5 protein-coding genes are annotated in these 5255 nt (G+C 67.5%); 1 reads left to right on the top strand and 4 read right to left on the bottom strand.

Going from position 1 to position 5255, the window contains the following annotated elements; translation table 11 throughout:
• A partial coding sequence (locus AC5RUJ_RS10520) for a stage II sporulation protein M (RefSeq protein ID WP_494155842.1) occupies window positions 1-972 on the bottom strand: 972 nt, incomplete at its 3' end.
• Between the two features lie 109 nt (window positions 973-1081).
• Between AC5RUJ_RS10520 and AC5RUJ_RS10515 the strand changes: the two genes are divergently transcribed.
• The gene (locus AC5RUJ_RS10515; protein ID WP_494129090.1) at window positions 1082-1885 is read left to right on the top strand and encodes an RDD family protein; all 804 of its coding nucleotides are present in this window, start codon (window positions 1082-1084) and stop codon (window positions 1883-1885) included.
• A 52-nt stretch (window positions 1886-1937) separates the two neighbouring features.
• On the opposite strand, the gene AC5RUJ_RS10510 is transcribed toward AC5RUJ_RS10515, so the two are convergent.
• The 3 genes from AC5RUJ_RS10510 to AC5RUJ_RS10500 form a co-directional block, all read right to left on the bottom strand.
• Complete coding sequence (locus AC5RUJ_RS10510) at window positions 1938-3182, bottom strand: L,D-transpeptidase (protein WP_494129091.1); 1245 nt, start codon at window positions 3180-3182, stop codon at window positions 1938-1940.
• A 194-nt stretch (window positions 3183-3376) separates the two neighbouring features.
• Window positions 3377-4870: an adenosylhomocysteinase gene (gene ahcY / locus AC5RUJ_RS10505; protein WP_494129092.1), complete on the bottom strand. Its 1494-nt coding sequence runs from the start codon at window positions 4868-4870 to the stop codon at window positions 3377-3379.
• Window positions 4871-4880: 10 nt separating this feature from the next.
• Complete coding sequence (locus tag AC5RUJ_RS10500; protein ID WP_494129093.1) at window positions 4881-5126, bottom strand: Trm112 family protein; 246 nt, start codon at window positions 5124-5126, stop codon at window positions 4881-4883.
• Window positions 5127-5255: the final 129 nt, after the last annotated feature.

Genomic DNA, 5255 nt, shown 5'->3' with positions numbered 1-5255 from the left:
GCCGGCGTCGAACCGGCCCAGGTCGCCGCGCTCCCCCGCCAGGTAGGCCCGCCGGCCCACGACGAGGGTGTACATCCAGTAGGCGGCCAGCACCAGCACACCGATGCCCAGGCGCAGCCAGTCCGGCAGTTGGCTGGGGGTCACGAAGCCCTCGACCAGGCCGGAGATCAGGAGGACGAGGACCAGTCCCAGGGCGACGGTAATCAGCGACCTGCCTTCCCGGGCCAGCGAGGCGGTGCGGGTGAGCCGGCCGGGCGAGACCCAGGACCAGAAGATCCGCAGTCCGGCCGCACCGGCAATGAAGATGGCGGTCATCTCCATCAACCCGTGCGGCAGGATGTAGAGGAAGAAGACGTCCAGCCGGTCGTAGGCGGCCATCATCCCGCCGGCCATGCCCACCCCCTGGGCGTTCATGAACAGGATGTACGGCACCCACAGTCCGGTCACTCCGAAGGCCACCGCCTGCGCGGCAATCCAGGCGTTGTTGGTCCACACCATGCCGGCGAAGGAGGCGTTGGGATTCTCGGAGTAGTAATTGACGAAGTCCTCTTCCACGTACTGCCGGATGTCCTCGTTGGACCCCATCGCTTTGATGACCTCGGGGGTTCCCGCCACCCAGGCGCCGAACAGCCAGGCCACCAGGACGAAGAGGGCACCGATGACCACGGTCAGCCAGCGCAGGCGGTAGAACGCGGCCGGCAGCGACAACACGAAGAACTCCGCCACGTCCCGGGCAAAGTTGGAGCGGGCCCCCGTGAACCGCGTCCTGGCGCGCGACAGGCGGGTGGACAGGGCCGCCGACAGTTGGCCCTCGGCGGCCACCGACCGGATCATCGACAGGTGGGTTGAGGTGCGCCGGTAGAGCACGAGCAGTTCATCCGCCTCGGGGCCGGTGAGCCTGCGTTTGGCGCTCAGTTCGTCCAGCCGCTGCCAATCGTGCTCATGCACCGCGGCGAAGGCATCGATATCCACGCTCCTAGCCTAGCCGCCGCGCGCGGAAGATCCGGGGCGCCGCCCGGCCCGCCGCCCCGGATCGATAGAGTGGAACCGGGCGGCACAGACCGCCCGGGAAAGGGATCCGATGAGCAACGTCATCACCGGCGAGGCGGTAGTGCTGGAACTGCGGCCGGCGTCGTTCGGCGTCCGGGCGCTGAGCTCGATCATCGATGTGGTGGCCAACGTGATCCTGCTGATCGCCGCCTTCGTGCTGCTGTCGGAGACCCTCGAGGTCGGGTTCGACGCCGCAGCCGCCCGCGCGCTGGTCATCGCCGTGGTGCTGTTCTTCCTGGTCGGGGTGCCCATCGCCGTCGAGACCCTTACCCGCGGCAAGTCGCTGGGCCGCTGGGTCATGGGCCTGCGGATCGTGCGCGACGACGGCGGTGCCATCCGGTTCCGGCATGCGCTCATCCGCGGCCTCGTGGCGGTCTTCGAACTGTACATCCTGCTCGGTTCGGTGGCCTTCATGGTGGCCCTGTTCAATGACAGGTCCAAACGGCTCGGCGACCTGCTGGCGGGCACCTACAGCATGCGGGAACGCGTCGCGGTCGCACCGAAGATCCTGCCGGAAATCCCCCCGCAACTGGCCCCCTGGGTAAAGCTCGCCGACATGGGGCGGCTGCCGGAGCCGCTGGCCCGGCGGATTATCCAGTTCCTCTCCCAGGCGCCCAAGATGATTCCCGCCTCCCGTGCCCGGTTGGCCACGGCCCTGGCCAACGAGGCGTCCGGCTATGTCTCTCCCCCGCCGCCGGCCGGGACGCCGCCGGAAATGTACCTGCTGGCCGTGATGGCCGAACGGCGCGAACGCGACTTCGTCCGGCTGTCCCGACAGCAGGAGCGCGCCGCCCGGCGTGGCGCCCGGCTGCATTCCCTGCCCTTCCGGGACTAGGCGCGGCCGCGCGGACCGCCCGGTGGCCACCGAACCGCCGGGCGCGGGACAGCTACCCCTTGTCCTGCGACGTCCAGGTCTTCCAGTCCACGTTCCAGTCCCCGAAACCGTCCGTCGGGTCCAGGAACCCGCCGTCGGTATTGCGGATATCCACGATGTCCCCGGTCCGCATGGTCTCGTAGAAGTACCGGGCGCCGGCTTCGGACATGCCCACGCAACCGTGGGAAATGTTGCGCACGCCCAGGGCGGAGGGGTCCAGCGTGGTGTGGACGAACTCGCCGCTGTTGCTCAACCGGCTGGCGTACTTGGCGTCGAACGGCTCGTACCAGTCCGGGTCTCCCGGTTTCAGCCCGATGCTGCGCGGGTTGAACGGCAGCGATTCATGCATGTCCATGATCGGGTGGATGCCCTTGCTGGACGGCCAGTTCGGGTCGCCCAGCGTCACCGGGAAGGTCTTGGCCAGGTCGCCGCCCACGTAGATCTTCATGGTCTTGGTCTTGTTGTCCACGATCGCCCGGCGGTCATCGAGGATGTTGACGGTGATCTTCTCGTCGTTCATGCCGATCATGTTGTTGCCGAACTCCACGCCGAACAGTTTCATGTCCACGGTCACGGTGCTGTTCGGCTCCCAGTATCTTTCCGCGCGGAAGCGGGCCTTGGTTTCGGAGTACCAGTAAAATTCGCCCTTCTGCCCGGCGGAGGTGGTGATGGAGATGGCCTCCTCCACCGCTCGCTTGTTGAGCACGGGTTCGCTGAAGTTGAACTCCAGCGGCTGGGCGATGCCCACGCTTTGCCCGTCCAGCGGGTACATCCAGCCGTCGGCCTGGTTGGGAGCGAGCACGGTGGTAAAGCTTTGCTGCTTCACGGTCTCGGTGCCGGCGCGGTCCACCAGGGTGTAGCTGAACTCGTATTCGGTCAGGAAGTCCAGGCGTTCCGTTGCCTTCCAGACGCTGCCGTCTGCGGACAGCTCCCCGGCGATCGGTTCGCCGCCCTGTGCCGGCGCCAACGCCACGTCCTTGATGGAGGCGTTCTTGGCGGTAATGGTGGCCACGGTGGCGGGGTTAACCTCCACGGCTTTGTCTGCCGGGGTGACACCGACGGACATCGCCTTGACGACCGGCGCGGAGAAGCCCTGCCGCTCGGCCGGGGCGGCGGCGAACACCCGTCCCAATTGGCCTGCGAACGTGGGCGACGCCATGGTTGCCGCAGTGACGGCCGCGGCGGCTGCCACCAGCACTCCGACGATGCACAGCAGGGCGATCTTAAGGCCCTTGCGCTTCTTTTTTTCCTCAGTCATCCCAACCCAACTCACGAGACCCCGGCGGCGGGTAACCGCCGCTGCAGGGCACAACAGCACCCTGCCTCCATCGTAGGGCGGGCGGCACCGAAGGGACGGGTTATTGCGGGCGAGCCCGCCCAACAATCCGGTAACCATTCAACCGAACGGCTAACGGCGGGACGTACGCCCGCCGTCGGCCCTCCCGGTCTGGATCAGTAGCGGTAGTGGTCCGGCTTGTACGGGCCAGCGGCGTCCACGCCCAGGTACTCGGCCTGTTCCTTGGTCAGTTCGGTGAGTTCGACGCCGAGCGCGTCCAGGTGCAGCCGGGCGACCTTCTCGTCGAGCACCTTCGGCAGCACGTAGACCTGGTTGGCGTACTCGGGCTCGCCGGTGGCCGAACCCTCGGCCGGCTTGCCGTGCTTGGTGAACAGCTCGATCTGCGCGATGGTCTGGTTGGCGAACGAGTTGCTCATGACGAACGAAGGGTGCCCGGTGGCGTTGCCCAGGTTCAGCAGCCGTCCCTCGGAGAGCACGATGATGGAGCGCTCGGTCGCCAGCCCGGCATCGAAGACCCATTCGTGCACCTGCGGCTTGATCTCCACCTTCTGTACGCCCTCGACGCTGGCCAGGCCCGCCATGTCGATTTCGTTGTCGAAGTGGCCGATGTTGCCCACGATGGCCTTGTCGCGCATCTTCACCATGTCGGACGCCATGATGACGTCCTTGTTGCCGGTGGTGGTGATGAAGATGTGGCCCTCGCCCACTACTTTGTCCAGGGTGGCGACCTGGTAGCCGTCCATCGCGGCCTGCAGGGCGCAGATCGGGTCGATCTCGGTGACGACGACGCGGGCGCCCTGGCCGCGCAGCGCCTCGGCCGCGCCCTTGCCGACGTCGCCGTAGCCGCACACAACCGCCGTCTTGCCGCCCATCAGAACGTCGGTGGCCCTGTTGATGCCGTCGGGCAGCGAATGGCGGATGCCGTACTTGTTGTCGAACTTGGACTTGGTCACCGCGTCGTTGACGTTGATCGCCGGGAACAGCAGCTGGCCCTGCTCCGCCAGCTGGTAGAGCCGGTGCACGCCGGTGGTGGTTTCCTCGGTGACGCCGCGGATGCCGGCGGCGACCCGGGTGAACTTCTGCGGGTCCTTGGCCAGCGAGGCGCGCAGCACGTCCAGGATGATCGTGTACTCGTGCGGGTCCTCCGCGGTGGCCGAGGGGACGGCGCCGGCGGCCTCGAATTCCACGCCCTTGTGCAGCAACAGGGTGGCGTCGCCGCCGTCGTCCAGGATCATGTTCGGTCCCAGCTCGGGGTTTTCGTCGGCGCCGGGCCAGGTCAGGATCTGCTCGGCCGTCCACCAGTACTCTTCGAGCGTTTCCCCCTTCCAGGCGAAGACCGGAACGCCCTGCGGGTCCTCCGGCGTGCCGTTGCCCACCACGACGGCTGCGGCGGCCTCGTCCTGCGTGGAGAAGATGTTGCAGGAGGCCCAGCGGACTTCCGCTCCGAGCGCGGTCAGCGTTTCGATCAGGACCGCGGTCTGCACCGTCATGTGCAGGGAACCGGCAATCCTGGCGCAGGCCAGGGGCTGGGCCTCGCCGAATTCTGCGCGCAGGGCCATCAGGCCCGGCATCTCGTGCTCCGCCAGGCGGATCTGGTGGCGGCCGGCGGCTGCCAGCGAGAGGTCCTTGACCTTGTAATCGAACGTCACAGTAATGCTCCTAAGCGTCGTCAGCGGGGCCGTCGTTGGCGGAGGCAGCGGCGCCGTCGTTGGTTGAATCAAGGGCGCCGCCGGCGGGGGCGGTCTGCGGCAGCAGCACCGGGATGCCGTCTTCGATCCGGTAGTGCAGCCGGTCTCCGGCGGCGGTGCGGCCGGTCGAGAGCAGTTCGTCGCCCTCCTGGACCAGTGATGAACCGGTAGCCGGGCAGCGCAAAACCGCCAGCAGTTCGGGGGTCAGATGTGCCATGCGATGGTGTCCTTTGATCTCCAGCAGCTTCGGCTGCGTCCGCTTCCGGCGGCGCGGGGCTTCGCCGCGGACGGCAGGTTGCCGGCACGGCGCGCTGCCCGTCTCCCAGCGTATCGCCCTAGGGTTGTC

The organism is Arthrobacter sp. Y3223164 (assembly GCF_059091005.1).
The sequence above is the reverse complement of the archived record's forward strand: the minus strand, read 5'-3'. Positions and strand labels throughout refer to the sequence as shown.

Coding starts and splice junctions, on each gene's coding strand:
- AC5RUJ_RS10515 (WP_494129090.1), top strand. CDS start 1,082: ATGAGCAACGTCATCACCGGCGAGGCGGTAGTGCTGGAACTGCGGCCG.
- AC5RUJ_RS10510 (WP_494129091.1), bottom strand. CDS start 3,182: ATGACTGAGGAAAAAAAGAAGCGCAAGGGCCTTAAGATCGCCCTGCTG.
- AC5RUJ_RS10500 (WP_494129093.1), bottom strand. CDS start 5,126: ATGGCACATCTGACCCCCGAACTGCTGGCGGTTTTGCGCTGCCCGGCT.